This is a genomic window from Paraburkholderia fungorum (assembly GCF_046027605.1).
GTDB lineage: Bacteria > Pseudomonadota > Gammaproteobacteria > Burkholderiales > Burkholderiaceae > Paraburkholderia > Paraburkholderia fungorum_F.
Window position 1 is genome coordinate 19,488 of record NZ_JAQQEF010000025.1, and the last position, 17,773, is coordinate 37,260.

12 protein-coding genes are annotated in these 17,773 nt (G+C 59.7%); 8 read left to right on the forward strand and 4 right to left on the reverse strand.

What is annotated here, in order from left to right:
- Positions 1 to 41: 41 nt before the first annotated feature.
- Positions 42 to 440 (forward strand): hypothetical protein, encoded by a 399-nt coding sequence (locus PQR53_RS30405; RefSeq protein WP_179742196.1) that lies wholly within the window; start codon positions 42 to 44, stop codon positions 438 to 440.
- Positions 441 to 557: 117 nt separating this feature from the next.
- Positions 558 to 2,867: an outer membrane protein assembly factor BamA gene (gene bamA / locus PQR53_RS30410; protein ID WP_408462476.1), complete on the forward strand. Its 2,310-nt coding sequence runs from the start codon at positions 558 to 560 to the stop codon at positions 2,865 to 2,867.
- A 35-nt stretch (positions 2,868 to 2,902) separates the two neighbouring features.
- Here bamA and PQR53_RS30415 read toward each other — a convergent pair whose 3' ends face one another.
- Positions 2,903 to 3,892, reverse strand: a complete 990-nt coding sequence (locus PQR53_RS30415) for a LysR family transcriptional regulator (protein ID WP_408462479.1) — start codon at positions 3,890 to 3,892, stop codon at positions 2,903 to 2,905.
- Between the two features lie 158 nt (positions 3,893 to 4,050).
- Between PQR53_RS30415 and PQR53_RS30420 the strand changes: the two genes are divergently transcribed.
- The 4 genes from PQR53_RS30420 to PQR53_RS30435 all read left to right on the forward strand — a co-directional run bounded on the left by PQR53_RS30420 (position 4,051) and on the right by PQR53_RS30435 (position 11,684).
- Entirely contained in the window at positions 4,051 to 5,271 is a 1,221-nt protein-coding gene (locus tag PQR53_RS30420; protein WP_408462481.1) for a fumarylacetoacetate hydrolase family protein, read from the forward strand.
- Positions 5,272 to 5,340: 69 nt separating this feature from the next.
- Positions 5,341 to 6,678, forward strand: coding sequence for an MFS transporter (locus tag PQR53_RS30425; RefSeq protein ID WP_408462484.1), 1,338 nt, complete (start codon positions 5,341 to 5,343; stop codon positions 6,676 to 6,678).
- 194 nt (positions 6,679 to 6,872) lie between these two features.
- Complete coding sequence (locus PQR53_RS30430) at positions 6,873 to 8,414, forward strand: UxaA family hydrolase (protein WP_408462486.1); 1,542 nt, start codon at positions 6,873 to 6,875, stop codon at positions 8,412 to 8,414.
- 714 nt (positions 8,415 to 9,128) lie between these two features.
- Positions 9,129 to 11,684, forward strand: a complete 2,556-nt coding sequence (locus PQR53_RS30435) for a tetratricopeptide repeat protein (protein WP_408462488.1) — start codon at positions 9,129 to 9,131, stop codon at positions 11,682 to 11,684.
- Positions 11,685 to 11,765: 81 nt separating this feature from the next.
- Here the strand turns inward: PQR53_RS30435 and PQR53_RS30440 are convergent, their stop codons facing one another.
- The 3 genes from PQR53_RS30440 to PQR53_RS30450 all read right to left on the reverse strand — a co-directional run bounded on the left by PQR53_RS30440 (position 11,766) and on the right by PQR53_RS30450 (position 15,616).
- A complete protein-coding gene (locus PQR53_RS30440) occupies positions 11,766 to 13,112 on the reverse strand; it encodes an MFS transporter (RefSeq protein WP_408462491.1) in 1,347 nt (448 codons plus the stop codon).
- An 80-nt stretch (positions 13,113 to 13,192) separates the two neighbouring features.
- Entirely contained in the window at positions 13,193 to 14,272 is a 1,080-nt protein-coding gene (locus PQR53_RS30445; protein ID WP_408462493.1) for a Gfo/Idh/MocA family protein, read from the reverse strand.
- A gap of 288 nt (positions 14,273 to 14,560) precedes the next feature.
- Positions 14,561 to 15,616: an aldo/keto reductase gene (locus PQR53_RS30450; protein ID WP_408462495.1), complete on the reverse strand. Its 1,056-nt coding sequence runs from the start codon at positions 15,614 to 15,616 to the stop codon at positions 14,561 to 14,563.
- A 203-nt stretch (positions 15,617 to 15,819) separates the two neighbouring features.
- Between PQR53_RS30450 and PQR53_RS30455 the strand changes: the two genes are divergently transcribed.
- Both PQR53_RS30455 and PQR53_RS30460 read left to right on the forward strand, forming a co-directional pair.
- Positions 15,820 to 16,734, forward strand: a complete 915-nt coding sequence (locus PQR53_RS30455) for a LysR family transcriptional regulator (protein ID WP_408462498.1) — start codon at positions 15,820 to 15,822, stop codon at positions 16,732 to 16,734.
- Positions 16,735 to 16,910: 176 nt separating this feature from the next.
- On the forward strand, positions 16,911 to 17,765 hold the full coding sequence (locus PQR53_RS30460; protein WP_408462501.1) for an SDR family NAD(P)-dependent oxidoreductase: 855 nt from the start codon (positions 16,911 to 16,913) through the stop codon (positions 17,763 to 17,765).
- Positions 17,766 to 17,773 lie beyond the last annotated feature (8 nt).

Genomic DNA, 17,773 nt, shown 5'->3' on the forward strand with positions numbered 1-17,773 from the left:
GCGTCCTACACTCCAGTCCTTGCTTGATTCTGGAGTGCTCAATGGCACCGCGACCCTCCCTTGCGATCGACTCCGTGCGCGGCTTCGAATTGACGGGCGACGGCCAGTATTTGATGTTGAAGGCCAATCAAACTTCCAGCATTGCGTTGCATTGCTCAGTCATGCACGAGTTGCTGGCGGCATTGTCGAATGCGATCGGCGTCTCGGAGCGGATCCGCAGCAAGAAAAAGAGCGTGAAATTCGCCATGCCGTGCGAGGCCTGGGAGGTTGGCAAGGACGCAGGCGCGGCAGCCCATCTAATCCTTACATTCCGTCTGCCGGGCGGCGCGGAACTCTCGTTTCGCATGCAACGCACTGAGGCTGCCCACATGACGGAGGTATTGGCGCTTGTGAGCGGCATCGCAAAGGTCGGTGATCTGTCCGCCATCACGGTGCAATAGAGACGGTGCAATAGAGCTCGCGTCTCAATCCCCTGCGCCCTCGATCGATATACGACACAGCGTATTGCGGTCGGTCGGGTCTCCACGTTGTGTCTCTATCATTTGGCTTCCCTTTGCATGCTTGTTCAAACTTCATCTGCACGTCGTAGCAGGGCGGTGACTCTCGTCGGTCTAAGCGTGGTGGCAATCTCGGCCCACGCTAGCGATTCGTTCGTGATCCGCGATATCCGGCTCGAAGGATTGCAACGCATCGAACCCGGTACCGTGTTCGCGTATCTGCCGATCAAGCAAGGCGACACCTTTAGCGACGACAAGGCTTCTGCGGCCATTCGCGCGCTGTACGCCACGGGCTTTTTCAACGACGTCAAGATCTCGGCCGAAGGCGATGTTGTTATCGTGCAGCTGCTGGAACGTCCGGCGGTCGGCACGATCGACTTTTCCGGCATTCACGAATTCGACAAGGACAATCTGACCAAGGCGCTGCACGCGGTCGGCTTGTCGCAAGGCCAGTACTACGACAAGGCGCTCGTCGACAAGGCCGAGCAGGAACTGAAGCGCCAGTACCTCACGCGTGGCTACTATGCCGCCGAAGTCACCACTACGATCACGCCGATCGACCGCAACCGCGTGTCGGTGCTGTTCTCGGTGGCGGAAGGTCCGAGCGCGAAGATCCGCCAGGTCAACTTCATCGGCAACAGCGCATTCAGCACGGACACGTTGCGCGACGAAATGCAGCTGTCCACGCCAAACTGGTTCTCGTGGTACACGAAGAACGACCTGTACGCGAAAGACAAGTTTACCGGCGACCTGGAAAATGTCCGCTCGTATTACCTGAATCGCGGCTACCTCGAGTTCAACATCGACTCGACCCAGGTGTCGATCTCGCCAGACAAGAAGGACATGTATCTGACGGTCACGCTGCATGAAGGCGAGCCGTACACGATCAGCAGCATCAAGCTGGCCGGCAACCTGCTCGACCGTGAGCCGGAGCTGGCCAGGCTCATCAAGATCAAACCGGGTGACCGCTTCTCGGCTGAAAAGCTGCAAGCCACCACCAAGTCAATCGTCGACAAGCTGGGCGAATACGGCTATGCGTTCGCCACCGTCAACGCACAGCCGAAGATCGATCAGGAACACCACAAGGTCGACCTGACGCTGCAAGTGGACCCGAGCCGCCGCGTGTACGTGCGCCACATCAACGTGGTCGGCAACACGCGTACACGTGACGAAGTGGTGCGCCGTGAAATGCGTCAGATGGAGAGCTCGTGGTTCGATTCGAACCGCCTGACTTTGTCCAAAGACCGGATCAATCGTCTCGGCTATTTCACCAATGTCGACGTGACCACCGTGCCGGTGGAAGGCACGCCGGATCAGGTCGATATCGACGTCAAGGTGACGGAAAAACCCACGGGCTCGATTTCGCTGGGCCTGGGCTATGGCTCGGGTGAGGGGCCCATTATCTCCGCGGGCGTATCGCAGGACAACGTATTCGGCTCGGGAACGAGCCTCGCACTGAATGTGAATACGTCGACTACCAACCGTACGTTGACGGTCACGCAGGTCGATCCGTACTTCACGATTGACGGCATCAAGCGCATCACCGACGTCTATTACCGCACGACGGAGCCCTTGTATTATTCGACCGACTCGAGCTTCCGCATCATCACGGCAGGAGCGGACCTCAAATTCGGCGTGCCTTTCTCTGAGTCCGACATGGTGTACTTCGGCCTGGGGTTCGAGCAGAACCGCCTGGATATCGATTCCACTACGCCTCAGAGCTACATCGACTACGTGAACGAATTCGGCCGTGTGTCGAACAATGTGCCGTTGACAGTGGGATGGTCGCGTGACGACCGCGATAGCGCGCTGGTTCCGAGCCGGGGCTACTACACACAAGCCAATGCCGAATACGGTTCGCCGCTCGGTGATACGCCGTACTACAAGGCAGACCTTCAGGCGCAATACTATTATTCATTCGCGCGTGGCTTCGTGCTTGGCCTGAATTTTCAGGGCGGCTATGGTAATGGATTGGACGGCAAGCCCTATCCGATCTTCAAGAACTACTATGCGGGCGGTATCGGTTCAGTGCGTGGGTACGAGCCAAGTTCGCTCGGGCCGCGCGATGCGACCACCAACGACCCCATCGGCGGCTCGAAGATGATCGTCGGCAATATCGAGCTGACCGTCCCATTGCCGGGATCCGGTTATGACCGCACGTTGCGCGTCTTTACTTTCCTCGACGGCGGCAACGTATGGGGCAGCGAAGGCAATAGCATCGGCGCGAACGGATTGCGCTACGGCTATGGGGTGGGTCTCGCGTGGATCTCGCCGATCGGTCCGCTCAAGCTGAGCTTCGGCTTACCGGTCGTCAAGCACACAGGCGATCAGTACCAGAAATTCCAGTTCCAGATAGGCACATCGTTCTGAGGCGATTGGTAGGCCGCGTTCGTTGATCCGTATCGTCAGGTTGGCTCAGACGAACTGTCCTGCGCTGGAAGCGCCCGATCGCCGACACGTCCGGCGACCGAACGCAAAATGGTGATGAATTCCTGCATGGGCTGCGACGGCAACTCGTACTTGCGCGTGACGATACCGTAGCTCGTCATGGTCCGGTTGATCGGAACGGGCAGGTGCCCGAGCAGACCCTTGCTCACATATTTTTCGACGGCGGCGCGCGGCTGCAGCGAGATCATGTCGGTCGCCTGCAACAGTTCCAGTGTCGAAAAGATTGAAGGCGTTTCCACCATGCCCACCGGCGCGGGAATGCCCGCGCCGGCGAACGTTTCATCGAACAGCTGCCGGATAGCCGTGGCTTGCGGATAGAGAATCCATGGCCACGCGCCAAGATCGGCCAACTCCAGCCGCCGCCGCTGGAGCAGCGGATGATGCTGTCCGACGACCACCCAGACCGGTTCCCCGGACAGCACCTCGAAGTCGAACAGTACTTGATGGCGCGGCTCCGTCAGACGGCCGACCATCACGTCCAGCTTCCTTTCTTCGAGCCAGACCGCCAGTTGGTCGCTGCTTTGCTCGACCAGTTTGATGACCAGTTGCGGCCGCTGCTGGCGGATCTCCCTGATGCCCGTAATCACCACCTGAGCGGCCGAAGCCGAGATAGCGCCCACGGTGAGATGACCGTAACCACCCTCGCTCAAGGTGCTGAACTCGCTCACGAACTTGCCCAGATCCGCGACCGCCGTGGTCGCGTAGCGCACGGACAAGACGCCGAGATCGGTTGGACGCATCTCCCGGGGTAACCGTTCGAACAACTGGGCGCCGAACATCGATTCGATATCACTCAGGATTTTTGTCGCCGCGGGCTGGGTGATGAGCATCTGTTCGGCTGCGATGCGCAAGTTGTGCGTGCGTCCAAGCGCATCGAGCAGTTGAAGATGTCTGAAGCGCAGCCTTGCCAGGACACTCGACGTACGCACGGTAAATTGTCTGGACATGGGGTAAACGCGCAAGAACTCATAACCGGATGGAATCGATTGTACGGAATAAGAGATTGGATGTTTATCGGTTGGCTGCCTAAAGTGGCAGCTGGGCGAATTAACGCGCGAACGGGCAGCAAGCCACGCGCGCCAGACAAACATCTGTGGAGACAGACATGACATCCCCGCTTTCACTCAGCGTAACGGACACGCTTCCGTCGGACGGGTTGTCCGGCACACTTGTCGGCCGCGCCTGGGTTCCTGCCACACAATCCATGCCCGCGGGTCCAGCCGTAGTCGTCTTGCGCGCCGAAGGCGTGTTCGACATTTCCGACGCGGCACCGACCATCAGCAGCCTGGTGGAGCGGGAAGATCCGGTCGCGACAGTGCGAGCCGCGGGTGGCCGCTGGATTGGCACGCTGGACACGATCATCGCCAATACGGTCGATGCAATGACCGGTGTGGCGCGCAACCCGGAGCATGTCCATCTGCTTGCGCCTTGCGATCTGCAGGTCATCAAGGCGGCCGGTGTGACCTTTGCGGCGAGCCTGATTGAACGAGTGATCGAGGAGCAGGCAAAGGGCGATCCGCAAGGCGCGGTGCGCGTGCGGGACCAGATCAGGTCTCTGGTCGGCGATAGCCTCACCAGCATCCGACCGGACTCCGCCGAGGCGCGCAAATTGAAGGCGCTGCTGACCGAGCAGGGGTTATGGTCCCAATACCTGGAAGTCGGAATCGGCCCTGATGCGGAAGTCTTCACAAAAGCGCCGGTGCTGGCCGCTGTAGGGACGGGCACGGAGATCGGGCTGCATCCGAATTCGGTCTGGAACAACCCGGAGCCGGAAATCGTGTTGTCGATCGACAGTCGCGGCCGCGTGCTTGGCGCGACCCTGGGCAACGACGTCAATCTGCGTGACTTTGAAGGACGCAGCGCGCTCCTGCTCGGCAAGGCGAAGGACAACAATGGCTCGTGTGCTATTGGCCCTTTCCTGCGGCTTTTCGACGAGACTTTCTCGATCGACGATGTGCGGCGTGCGACGGTCGATTTGCGCGTGGAAGGTAGCGACGGTTTTGTCTTGCGAGGGTCGAGTTCGATGGACCAGATCACGCGCGACCCGCTCGATCTCGTTTCGCAGACGATCAGTTCGACCCACCAGTACCCCGATGGCGCGCTGCTGTTCCTCGGGACGCTTTTTGCACCAATCGAAGACCGCGACGCCGCTGGAGCTGGCTTCACACACAAGCTGGGCGATATCGTGAAGATTTCGAGCCGTCAGCTCGGCACGCTGGTCAACCGGGTCAACCACAGCGACCGTATCGAGCCTTGGACCTTCGGCGTGCGCGCGCTGATGGCGAACCTGGCTGCGCGAGGACTGCTCGGCACCGCCGCTCTCTGATCACGCTTGAACCCGCTCTACCCCGCCATAACAGACCGGCATACCCGGCTTCCCATGGAGACAGACGAGATGCAGACTCAACACGTTACGCAAGACCCGTTGGAAAGCGCAGTGCGCAAGGCGCGCCTGCGCCTCGCGCCCTTCCTCGCGCTGATGTTCGCGCTATCGATGCTTGACCGTTCGAACGTCGGCTTCGTCAAACAGGCTCTTCAGGTCGATTCGAACATCGGCAACGCGGCATTTGCGCTCGGGGCCGGGATCTTTTTCATCGGCTATGCGGTGTTCGAGATCCCGAGCAATCTGATGCTGCATCGGGTGGGTGCGAAGCTCTGGTTGAGCCGGATCATGGTCACCTGGGGGCTTGCGTCGGCCGCCATGATGTTTGCACACAACGAGACCTCGTTCTATGTGCTGCGTTTTATTCTGGGTGTGGCCGAAGCGGGCTTTTCGCCAGGCGTGATCCTCTATTCCACGTACTGGTTTCCCGCGCGTGAACGCGGCAAGGCACTAGGCATCTACTACTTCGGTTTGCCAGTGGCGCTCGTGCTAGGTAGCCCGCTGTCAGGTTATTTGATGGAAGTCATGGGTGGCCGCCTCGGGCTGCACAACTGGCAGTGGATGTTCCTCATCGAAGGTCTCGCTGCGTCGACGGTCGGCATCATCGCGTTCTTCTATCTGGTTAGCAAACCGCGCCAAGCGAAGTGGCTGACGCCGGCCGAAAAGGACGCCCTGGAAAACGCCATTGCAATGGAAGACCGGGACAAGGTCGCGCACGGGCCGGCTACTGCGCTGACTGCGCTGCGCAACTGGAACGTGCTTCGCTTCGTAGCGATTTATTTCGCCATTCAGGTCAGCGTATATGGCGTTATTTTCTACCTGCCGACGCGGATTTCTGAGCTGACCGGTACCGCTATCGGCTCGAAGGTTGGTTTTCTGACCGCGATTCCGTGGTTGTGCGCACTCATCGCACTGCGCTTTATCACCGGCTACGCGGACGCGAAAGGAAAGCATCGGCAGCTTGCGGTGGCCATGCTGGCGATGGCCGCAGCAGGGATCGCACTGTCGACGCTCGGCAGTCACATCGCACCGGTGCTTGTCGCATTCTGTATCGCGACGGTTGGCTTCGTTGTCGTTCAGCCGCTCTTCTGGACCTTGCCGACCGCCTACCTGAGCGGCACCGCGGCAGCGAGCGGTATTGCAATGATCGGCGCGCTCGGTAATCTCGGCGGCTTCATCGCGCCGACTTTAAAGACGGCGGTGGAGACGCTCTTCAACAGCCCGCGTGCGGGCATGTTCATCCTGGCGTTTGCGGGCGTCGTCGGCGTGCTGCTGCTTATGAGCATCGGCTTACAGTCACGCCGCGTAACCGAGGCGCCGATTGGCACGGCCAAAGCGACGCTTCGCTAGGTACGTGCAGGCACGCTGAACACGATTTAACCGGACATTCACATGAGCATTCTCGGACATCAATACATCGGCGAACGACGCTGCGCCTGCGCATCCAGTAGTGCGCTCTTCAGCCTTGATGCCGTAACGGGCGACGCAGTGCGCGCAGCGCAGATCGAGAGGGCTACGTCATGAGATTCGACGCCGAAAACACAATGGACGATTCTTCGGCAACCGTAGAACCAATCGTGCAACTGCATCCAGATGACGATGTCGTCATCGCGCGGCACCAGCTTATCGCGGGCATGCGCATCCGCAATAGTCTTGCCGTGCGTGGGTTGATCCCGGCGGGTCATAAGCTTGCCGTCCGCAGTGTCGAAGCAGGCGCGCCAGTGCGGCGCTATGGGCAGATCATCGGCTTTGCAACACGTGTCATCGAAGCCGGCGAGCACGTTCATACGCACAACCTCGCGATGGGCGACTTCGATCGGGACTACGCTTTTGGCGCAGATGCGAAGCCTGCGTCGACGGTCGCAGCGGCGGCACGGTTCATGGGCATCGTACGCGCTGATGGACGTGTCGCGACGCGCAACTACATCGGCATTCTGACATCGGTCAATTGCTCCGCAACGGCGGCTCGCGCCATTGCAGATTACTTTCGTCGCGATATTCATCCGCAAGCGCTCGCGGACTATCCAAACGTTGATGGCGTGATCGCGCTGACGCACGGTCAAGGCTGCGCGATCGATTCCGAAGGCGAAGCGCTGGAACTGATCCGGCGCACCCTCGGTGGTTATGCACGGCATCCTAATTTCGCCGGTGTACTGATCGTCGGGCTGGGCTGCGAAACCAACCAGATCGACGGGCTCGTGCAAAGCCAGGGTCTTACGCCCGGCGCGGCGCTGAAGACGATGACCATTCAGGCGACCGGCGGCACGGCGCGCACGGTGGCGGCGGGCATCGAACAGGTCAAGGCGATGCTTGCGGAAGCGAACAACGTAAGACGCGAGCCCGTCGACGCGAAGCATCTGGTGATCGGCTTGCAATGCGGCGGCTCAGATGGCTACTCCGGCATTACCGCCAATCCGGCACTCGGCGCGGCGGTCGATCGTCTGGTGTTGCATGGTGGAACGGCGATTCTCTCCGAAACCCCCGAGGTCTACGGCGCCGAACATCTGTTGACGCGGCGGGCCGTGTCACGTGAAGTCGGCGAAAAGCTCATCGAACGGATTCATTGGTGGGAAGCTTACTGCGCGCGCATGAATGCTGATCTGAACAACAATCCGTCGGCCGGGAACAAGGCTGGTGGGCTGACAACGATCCTCGAAAAGTCGCTTGGCGCCGTGGCGAAAGGCGGCACGACCAATCTCGTCGACGTGTACCGGTATGCTGAATTGGTCCGCGCACACGGTCTCGTTTTCATGGATACGCCGGGCTACGATCCGGTTTCGGCGACCGGACAGGTCGCGGGTGGGGCCAACCTGATCTGCTTTACAACCGGTCGCGGGTCCGCCTATGGTTGTGCGCCGTCGCCATCGTTGAAACTGGGAACCAATACCGCTTTGTGGCAACGCCAGGAAGAGGACATCGACCTGAATTGCGGGTCGATTCTCGACGGCGAACGAACGGTCGACGAACTCGGTGAAGAGATCTTCCAGCTCATGCTTGCAACCGCGTCGGGCCAGGCATCGAAAAGCGAGATTCACGGATACGGCCAGAATGAATTCGTGCCCTGGCAGATTGGGGCCATCACGTAACGTGGTGTTTCCTTTGGTTGAGCATTGTGCGGGCTCAGCGGCCTGAATACTGGGGCTAAAGAGCGTCCGTTCCTTAGTCGGAACTGGACGCTCGCAAGTTGCATCCGAACGACAGCGACGGGTCAAGGGCGTGTGAGAACGCCCCGATCGCCTGATATGCCGAGAGGGAGATCGCCTTGGATTTCTCCATACCAAATGCGCACTGATATCTCTCCTGCGCTTCGAATCGAGCCAGCAGTATTTCGCGCTCAATCACTCCTGTAAAAGCTCACCTCGGACACACGATGCTTGATTTATTCAACGCAACTAACGGTCAAGAACGGCCGCCGTCCCCCTCACAGGTCGAAACCAGTTCTGCAGACGCTCGGGCAGCGTAACTCCTCCGTTCGATTGTGGCGTCTTCCAGTCGACCTCAGACCGAAACGAATCGGTAAGGGGAGTTTGCTGCCTAAATGCCGGCGTTGGCCCTGGCATCTTCATACGCGCCTACATACGACCTCGATCGATCCCGGAAAGCACGGCTAAGAATTTCGCCCGATCGATCGTTTTACCGTTTAGAGGCGCCACTGCCGTCTTGTCGACCAGGTAAATTCCTGCTCCTTATCACGTAGTTCATCTGCCTGCGGCCAGTCCAGACAAAAGCTAGCACGGTGGCCGTGCCGGAATTCGGGTGTAACGTGCTGTCATCGAATGACAACCGCGGAGGTGACGCCAATGTCGGAGCACACGAACGACAGCGCTTCCTCAACCACGGTGCAGTCGACGGAGCACCCATCACCAAAACCGGAAAACGCGGGAAGCAAAGCGCGTCTGCGGTGGCAACGTATTACGCGTTGGGCCAGGCGAATTGTGGCGGCCACAACGACGCTTTCAACATTGGCATTTGCCGGATGGTTTATTGCGTTAGCCATTGCGGCTACGTTTCGTGGCCATAGCATTAACTTGCAAGCTATCCCCGTACCCAAAACGTTGAATGACGATGGCTTCAGTTCCGTCGTCGCCACGCAACGTCTTCGCGATGCGATCAATGCGATTTACGAACGCACTTATCCGAGAGTGGCAAAGACGGCTTTGCCACTCCCGCAGGAGCCGCCGAACATCACGATCCCTACCGCGGGTATCTCTGTCGAAAATGTGGCCACCACGATTCGCGGCATGTTGCCGGCGAGCTGGCAGCACGAGGTGTCGGGGGAACTCACCCAATCTGGGGAAGTGGTAGCGATGCGCTTGCGCGTAAACGGACGGCTGGTGTTTTCCGGTACTGCCACCGGAACGAACGCAGTCAACGAACTCGTCGACAAAGGCGCATTCGAAGTTGTCGCGGATACGCAGCCGTTCGTTGCTGCGGTAGCGCTGTTCGATCGAGACGAGCTTGAGCGCGCTGATGCAGCCGCGGACCGGATCATCGCCAACTCTCCATCTGGCGACAAAGTCGTTGCAATGGCTCACACGCTCAAAGGATCCATAGCCCAGTCACGTTACGTTCCATCGGCGAAAGTTGATGATCAACCTGGGAGCAGAGACCGGTTGGCTGACGCGATAGCCGAGTTTCGCGAAGCAATCAGAATCGACAGGAAATATGAGGAGGCGCATTTAGGCCTCGGCGAGGTCTGGCACGCATTGGGTAACGACGGCTCCGCGGTCGCGGAATATCGTGAGGCAATCGCGCTCGATCCTACGTTTGCGCCGCCGCACAACGCGCTGGGCGCGGTTTTTACGAAACAGGGCAAACACGACGCCGCCATCGCCGAATACCGCGAGGCAATACGACTCGATGCGAGGTATGCGTCGCCCCACGTCGGTCTCGGCATCGTCTGGCACGCGCTGGGTAGAGATGCTGACGCAGCGACCGAGTACCGAAAAGCGATCCGGCTCAGCCCGAAGGATGCGGAACCGCATACTAACCTTGGCAATGCTCTGGACTCGCAGGGCAACGAAGAAGCGGCGATCGCGGAGTACCGCGAGGCAGTCTGGCTGGATCCCAAGGACGCCACGCCTCATAGCGACCTCGGCGACCTGTTGGACCGGCAGGGTAAGGAAGAGGAGGCGCTAGCCGAATACAACACTGCGCTAAGACTTGCGCCGGCGAGTGCGCAGGCACACAACGGCCTCGGCGCAGTCCTTGATAAACAGGGGAAGCAAGGGGAAGCGCTGGCCGAGTATCACGAGGCGGCGCGGCTTGATCCAACCTACGGCGGGGCGCACTTCAACCTCGGAACCGTCTATGACAGGCAGGGCAACGAAGACGCAGCTATCGCCGAATACCGTGAGGCGATCCGCCTCGATCCGAGGAACCCTCATCCGCGTAACGGTCTGGGCGTCGTTTGGGACAACCTTGGCAAGCAGGATGCTGCCGCCGCTGCGTACCTCGAGGCCATTCGGCTCAATCCCAGATATCCCGAGCCGCATAACAACCTCGGCGTCCTCTGGCTGACCATGGGCAGGACGGATGACGCGGGGCGTGAATATCGCGAGGCGATACGGCTGAACCCGAGTCTTGCAGAGGCGCACAACGGCCTCGGGAACGTGTTGGCATTACAGGGCAAAGACGACGAGGCGACTGCCGAATACCGAACAGCGATGCGGCTGGCCCGCAACTCTGCCGACCCTCACAACAACCTCGGCAACCTCTTGAGCGATCTGGGCGAGATGGACGACGCCATCGTCGAATATCGTGAGGCGATAAGGCTGAACCCGAAATTCTCTTTGCCGCATAACGGTCTCGCTAACGCGCTGGACGCACAGGGCAAGGATAGAGAAGCCGCTGACGAATACCGTCAGGCAATCCAACTGGACGCAAAGCGAGCGCAGCCACACAACGGTCTGGCCAACCTCTTAGACAAGGAGGGCAAGTACGAAGAGGCGGTTAGAGAATACCGCGAGGCGCTCAGGCTAGATCCGAACTTTGATCTGCCGCACAACGGTCTGGGGAATGTCTTTGCCAAAGAGGGCAGGCAAGACGAGGCAGCAGCGGAATATCGTACGGCCATGCGGCTCGATCCGAGCGATTACCGGCCACACAATGGGTTCGGGAATCTCCTCGCCAGGCAGCTCAAATTTGCCGAAGCGGTTGTCGAGTATCGGCAGGCAATCAGGCTCGCGCCTAACGTAGCTGTCACCCACAGGAACCTGAGTATCGCTTTGTCGAGGGAGGGAAATACATCTGACGCAAGTGCGGAATACGAGGAGGCGATCCGGCTTGATCCGACGCAAGCACCGTTGCGGTATCACGGTGGGTCCAAAAAATTGGCCTACCAATCGATGCATTAGAGAGCCCGCGCAGTAGATCGCGCCGGCCGGGTGAAAGAATTCACGAGCACCGGATTGCCGAACCCCTCCTCGTAGTTGAGCCTAGTTCGACTGCATGACCCGGTACGTGTCCCGCTCACGCTTCTTCGGGGGCACGATCATTTCGATTTTGCCGACGAGGAAGATATACGAAAGGATGCCCAGAACGGCGACGATCGAGACGTACCACATCGCATAGTGGAAGTTATGCGTGCGCTGCAGGATCATGCCGAAAACGATCGGCGTGGTAATGCCGGACAAATTGCCGAACAGATTCAGGAAGCCGCCCATCGTCCCGATGAAATTGCGAGGAATGACGTCTGTAAATACCACCCAGCCGAGGTTCGCGACGTTGTTTCCAAAAAAGGCCAGCGAAAGGATTCCGATTGCGATGACGGGTTGGTTCTCGAAAAAATTGACCGCGACGATCATGGCCGTCAACGCGAGGCCAACGATCACCGGCAGCTTGCGCGCGAACGTGACCGATTTACCCCTTTTCAGGAGGCTGTCACTGAGGAAGCCGCCCGCCAGCATGCCGAACATGGCCATCAGATAGGGAATGGAGGCGCCCAGTCCCGCTTTGGAAAGTGTGAGATTCAAGGCCTTTTCGAGGTAGACGATGAACCATGTCATGAAGAAGATCAGCGTCGAGTTGTAGGCGAACTGGGTGATGAATAGGCCCCAGACAGTTTTATTCTTGAGGAAGTACAGGATGTCGTCTTTGTCGACCACGGTGCTGACCGTGGATTGATCCTGAGATCCGTAGCCACCGCCGGCCTTGATGAGATCGAGCTCGGCCTGAGCGGTTTTCCTGCTGTCTTTGGGGTCGCGATAAACGATCAGCCAGTAGATCCCAAACACGATCCCCACGCCACCCGTTGCATAGAACACCATTTGCCAGCCATAACGGCTCGTCAGAAAAGTCAGGACGGGCGTGAACAATGCGAGGCCGATGTATTGCGAACTGATATAGGTCGCCGTCGCCCGTGCGCGTTCGTTCTTCGGAAACCAGTTCGCGACGATTTTCGTATTCGAAAGGTACGACGGTGCTTCAGCGAGGCCGATCAGGGCGCGGCAGACCAGCAGCACCGCGAACGAGGCACCCAGGGTCGCGAAAAGATGATGCGAAGCAAAGCCCATCGCGAACGTACATGTGCTCCAGACGACGATGGCACTGCCGTAGAGAACCCTCGATCCGATTCGATCAAGGAGATACCCGACGGGAAGCTGAGCGGCCGCATACGTCCATGTGAACATCGAAAAGAGTAAGCCGAGCTGGGTCGGCGAAAGACTGAATTCCCCCTGGATCCTGCTGCCCGCGATCGAGAGGTTCGCGCGATCCATGTAGTTGATGGCCGTGACTACAAACAGTAAAAAGACAATGAAATAGCGGGTTTTTGTTGTTTTCATGATTTTGCATTCAAGAAGCTGTCTGGATGACCGTCCAAACATGCATTGCCCGCCGGAACACCGGCGACTCGTCGTCCCGCTCAGAGTGGGAGTTTTACAACCGCATTGCTCTGCGTGCTGCGATAGATGGCCGTGAACAGCTCTACGGTCTTCCGGCCGTCGAGTCCGTCGATCAATGGCTTCGTGCCGTTGCTGACGGCAGTCAGGAAATCATCTATTTGCTGCTCGTGATAGAAGTACAGGGAATCCGCGGAATTGAAATGCTCCGCATCCGCTTTTCTCCATTCGGCGAGCATTTCTTCTTCGCCTTTGATCGTCCAGATATCGTTGTAAGGCGGTTCGGTGATGGTCGAGACGCCGGCGATGAACATCGCGCCGCCGTCCGTCTGCACGCCGACCGACGCGCCGTTATCTCCGTGAACATGGACCTTCCCGTACAAAGCAGGATTCTGTGAATTGCTGACCAGAATGTTGGCAATCGCGCCGCTTTTGAACTTGATGATCGCCGCCGCGGTGTCTTCAACCTCGATGTAGTCGTGGTTGACGTTCTTCCACACGCCGTAGATCTCATCGATATCGCCCATATACCAGAGCAGCAGATCGAGCTGATGAGGGGCCTGGTTCACGAGTACGCCGCCTCCTTCGCCAGCCCACGAGCCACGCCAGGGATCGCTTTCGTAATACTGACGGTCGCGCCATCCGAGCATGACGACGTTGCCGATGGCAGGGCGGCCGATCTTGCCCGCATCGATGGCCCGCTTGATTCGCATCGCGGACGGATAAAAGCGCCGCTGGCACACGACGCCGACCGTACGCCGGTGTTCTTCGGCGCACGAAAGGATGGCGTCGCAGTCTTCGAGCGAAGAAGCGAGGGGCTTTTCTATGAGAACGTGACTGCCGCTTTTCAAGGCGGCGATCGCAACGGAAGCGTGCTGAGGGTGCGGAGTGCAGATGCATACGACGTCGACCTGCGCGGCTTCCACCATTTCTTCGACGCTGTCGAACGCGTGCACGCCGTATTGTTTGCCGAAGGCTTTTGCTCGATCGAGAGAGGTGCTGCATACCGCGACGAAGTCTGAGTCCTCCAGTCTGGAGAGCGCCCGGGCATGGAAATGACCGACCTTTCCGCAACCGACGATGGCCGTTCTAAGTTTTTTCATGGTGATTCGGTGTTACGTTGTTGATTTGAAGGCGAGCGAGACGCTGCTGCCACCGGTCGGTAGGCAGCGCACAATGTCGATCGCGGATTGCGTGACGCGGGGCGTGAAGAGGCCTCCATCGGCTTTCTTGCACAGCAGGCTCGTGACGGCGCGCTACAGTCAAGTGAAGTCACTGCGAGCGCGAGTCGACTTCGCGATGGGATGACTGCGATCCGGCCAGGGTAGACGTCTGTGGATGACGGGCAATCTTTCAGAGCGGCCGGGAGTCGATGCCGGCCGCATCACACCCTACGCCGTGAGATGAGGTCCCAGCAGCGACAGGTCTGCAACGGAAAGACGATCATGCGCGGTCCGCGCCTGATGCCAGTACGGGTACAGCAGGGGCGGTGCGCTCACCTTGTCGAGCCGCTCGCGCTGTTCGGCGCTCAGCCTGAGATTCGCCGCGCCGAGGTTGTCGAGCAGTTGCTTCTCGTTGCGCCCGCCGATGATGATGGAGGTGACGGCGGGGCGCCCCAGCGTCCACGCAAGCGCGACCTGAGCGGCCGAGACGTTCTGCTCGCTGGCGATCTCGACAAGCGTGTCGACGATCGACCACAGTCGTTCGGCGTCGCGGATCGGCGGCTCCGTCCAGCCGGCGAGCTGACGCGTGCCCTCGGGCGTCGTGTCGCGGCGGTGCTTCCCCGATAGCAGGCCGCCCGCGAGCGGGCTCCAGACGAGAATGCCCAGGCCTTGATCGAGCGAGATCGGCGCGAGTTCGTATTCCGCTTCGCGTGCTTCAAGCGTGTAATGGATCTGTTGGCTCACGAAGCGCGGCAGGCGATCGCGCTCGCTGACATGCAACGCCTTCATCAGATGCCAGCCTGAGTAGTTCGAGCAGCCGACGTACCGGACCTTGCCATGCCGGACAAGCAGGTCGAGCGCTTCAAGTGTTTCTTCGAGCGGTGTGAGTCCATCCCATTCGTGCACCTGGTAGAGATCGATCACATCGGTTTTGAGACGGCGCAGGCTCGCCTCGCAGGCTTCTATCAAATGATGTCGTGACAGACCCCGGTCGTTCGGGCCGTCACCCATGGGAAAGCGGGCTTTCGTCGCAATCAGCACGCCGCCTTTGCGCTTGCCGCCGAGCGCCTCGCCGACGATTTCTTCCGACGCACCGTTCGAATAGACGTCCGCGGTGTCGATCAGGTTGACGCCCGCGTCGATGCACATGTCGATCTGCCGGCGCGCCTCGTCGAGACCCACCTCGCCGACGCTCGCGAATTTGCCTTTGCCGCCCATCGTCATCGTACCTAGCGTGATGGTCGACACCTTGAGGCCTGATCGGCCCAGTTGACGGTAGTCCATGATGAAGCAATCTCCATGTATGTTGCGAGGATTCACAACTGGCGTGCAGTCGTTGAGGCCCATTGCGCCCGCATTTCGTGCCCGGCATCTTGATGTCACCAGACGTCGGACGATAGCGGAGATTGAATTACCATTCCAATAGAAAGATGTGATCCAATTGTGCGGTTTTCGTGATTAATCGTCTCTGCAGAAAGAGTGCCAACGTGGATTTGAAGCAACTGGAACATTTCGTAGCGGTCGCGGAAGAGCGGCATTTCACGCGCGCGGCGCGGCGCCTCAACCTCGTGCAGTCCGGATTGTCTGCATCGATCCGCCTGCTGGAAGAGGATTTGGGCGGACCGTTGTTCAATCGCAGCACAAGGCGAGTCGCCTTGACGCCGGCCGGCGAAGTGCTGTTCGCAGAGGCGCAGCGGGTTCTGGCTGCCGCTCGCGACGCGCGGCACGCCGTCACGCAGGTTCACGGGCTCGCACGCGGCCGGCTGAGTATCGGTGCGATTCACGGTCTCGCGCCTTTCGTCGACCTGCCTGCTACGCTGGGACAGTTTCGGGCCCTGTTTAGTGGGATCGACATTGAATTGACACTGGACGGCTCGCGCGCGTTGATTGACGAGGTCAGGGAAGGGCGCCTCGACCTCGCGTTCACTCAGCCACCGGATGCGCCGCTCGACGATCTTGGATCGCACATGTTCGCATGCGAAGGAATGGTCGTCGTCTGCGCGGCACATCATCGGCTTGCGGGTGCCAGTGGACTGGAGCTGGCCGATCTCGTCGACGAAACATTCGCCGACCTGCGCCCGGAGTGGAGCGTCAGGCGGCTCGTCGATCGGAGCTTTGCGGCGGCAGGGTTGCAGCGCCGGACCAGCTTCGAGGTCAACGACATGCCAATGTTGCTTGAACTGGCCGCACACGGGCTTGCGATCAGCATGGTGCCCGAATCCGTGGCCGCCGCGAGGGGGAGCAACACGCGCGGGGCGCCGGTCGCAACGGCAAGCCTGTGCGAAGCCGATGAACCTTGTTGGGAACTCGCGGCGGTTTTTAAGGGAAGCGCGGGAGAACCGCTCATACCCGTCACTCGTGCTTTTCTGGACTTGCTCAAATTGCCCGCGGTGGCGACCTGACGCTCGACTGGCAGCGCGCGGCGATATGACACCATGCTTCGGATCACTGACCAACGGGAACCCTGTCGGTCAAAAAAAAAAGTTCATGCTAGGATCATCGGCTCACTGTTCCAACGGATCGGGATCGTAGTCGCCGGTTGGCGTCGTGATTCCGGCACGCATCAACGAGGATTCTGATGACTCATTCTGCCCTGACCCCGGGTGCCGTCGCCGTGATCACCGGCGGCGCCGCCGGCATCGGCCTGGCTGCTGCCAAACGTTTTGCGCAGCTTGGGCTGCGCATCTGCATTGCCGACCTCGGCGCCGAGCGCGTCGCGCGGGCGGTGGAAGAAGTCGCCGCGCTGAGCGCAAACGGCACGCAAGACGTCTTCGCGGTTGAGACCGACGTCAGTGTCGTCGACGAAGTTCGCCGTCTGCACGCAACCGTTGTCGAACGTTTCGGCGGAACAGATGTATTGATGAACAATGCCGGCATTCAGCCCGGTAGCGGGATATTCGGCCCAACCGCGAACTGGGAACGCGTGCTGGGTGTCAACTTGTGGGGTGTGATTCACGGCACGCAGGTCTTCGTGCCGGACATGATCAAGCGCGGCCGTCCGGGACTCGTGATCAACACCGGTTCAAAGCAAGGCATCACGACGCCGCCGGGCGACCCCGCATACAACGTTGCGAAAGCCGGTCTGAAAGCGTTCACCGAAGCGTTGCAGCATGAACTGCGCAACACCGCCGACTGCCGCATCAGCGCTCATCTGCTGATTCCTGGCTTCGTGTTCACGGAACTGACACGGCACGGCCGCGTGGAGAAACCCGTCGCCGCATGGACGCCCGAGCAGACCGTCGATTTCATGTTCGAGCGTCTCGAAGCAGGCGACTTCTACATACTGTGTCCCGACAACGACGTGCCGCGCTCGCTCGACGAATTGCGCATTCAATGGGCGGCGGGCGATATCGTCGAGAACCGGCCCGCGTTGTCGCGCTGGCATCCGGATTACGCCACGGCATTCGAAGCGTTCATCAAGCAGCCCCGTTGACTCAAGGG